Consider the following 1,134-nt stretch of genomic DNA (forward strand, 5'->3'; position numbering starts at 1 on the left):
GGCTGCAAAAGAAGTAGGTAGTTTAACCTTCGGGGGGACGCTTACCACTTTGTGGTTCATGACTGGGGTGAAGTCGTAACAAGGTAGCGCTAGGGGAACCTGGCGCTGGATCACCTCCTTAAACGATGATTATTGCGATGAGTGTTCACACAGATTGATACGGTTTATGAAGTTTAAGAGATAGAACATCCCCCAAGATGTTCACTTAGTGTCCCGTTCGTCTAGAGGCCTAGGACACCGCCCTTTCACGGCGGTAACAGGGGTTCGACTCCCCTACGGGATACCATTGGGTCGTTAGCTCAGTTGGTAGAGCAGTTGACTTTTAATCAATTGGTCGCAGGTTCGAATCCTGCACGACCCACCATTTCCTTCCACGAAAATTAAAACTATGTGGGCGATTAGCTCAGTTGGGAGAGCACCTGCCTTACAAGCAGGGGGTCACTGGTTCGAGCCCGGTATCGCCCACCATTCTCTAAGTATTTTTGGAATAAAACGTCCAAACCAGAACAAGCAATTGATACTGGTTGGTCTTTTTGACTCTAAAAGTCTTTAGAAAATGTAACTTCCTTGTGAAGCAACATAGCTCTTTAACAATTTGGAAAGCTGACAAAACAACAATTTATTGTTGTTTGTAAAGTTCTCAATGTTTGTCTTTAAGACAAACACCAATACAACACATTCAAGTGTTCTTGGCTTTTGTCTTACTTTTTTAAAGTAAGGGAGAAGAAAAATTGAGTCCGGCAAAATCGAGTCTGCATCATGTTTAAATAATTGCAGACAACTTTGGTTGTTTAACAACATCCTCAAGATTCGCTTCGCGAAACTCTTTGGGGTTGTATGGTTAAGTGACTAAGCGTACACGGTGGATGCCTTGGCAGTCAGAGGCGATGAAGGACGTATTAACTTGCGATAAGCCCAGATTAGGCAGTAAAAGCCACTTGAGTCTGGGATTTCCGAATGGGGAAACCCACTTGCATAAGTAAGTATCCTTACCTGAATACATAGGGTAAGGAGGCGAACCGGGGGAACTGAAACATCTAAGTACCCCGAGGAAAAGAAATCAACCGAGATTCCGAAAGTAGCGGCGAGCGAAATTGGACTAGCCCTTAAGCTTTACACGCGTTAGACGAACAG

General features: G+C 44.4%; 3 tRNA genes and 2 rRNA genes. All 5 read left to right on the forward strand.

Going from position 1 to position 1,134, the window contains the following annotated elements:
• Positions 1–121 (forward strand): 16S ribosomal RNA (locus tag NL626_RS22890); the annotation flags it as partial.
• Positions 122–210: 89 nt separating this feature from the next.
• Positions 211–286: transfer RNA gene (locus NL626_RS22895), tRNA-Glu, on the forward strand.
• Positions 287–288: 2 nt separating this feature from the next.
• Positions 289–364 (forward strand) — tRNA-Lys (locus NL626_RS22900).
• A 28-nt stretch (positions 365–392) separates the two neighbouring features.
• Positions 393–468, forward strand: a tRNA-Val gene (locus tag NL626_RS22905).
• A gap of 371 nt (positions 469–839) precedes the next feature.
• Positions 840–1,134 (forward strand): 23S ribosomal RNA (locus tag NL626_RS22910); the annotation flags it as partial.

The organism is Vibrio sp. Y58_MX_L22 (assembly GCF_024181865.1).
GTDB lineage: Bacteria > Pseudomonadota > Gammaproteobacteria > Enterobacterales > Vibrionaceae > Vibrio > Vibrio alginolyticus.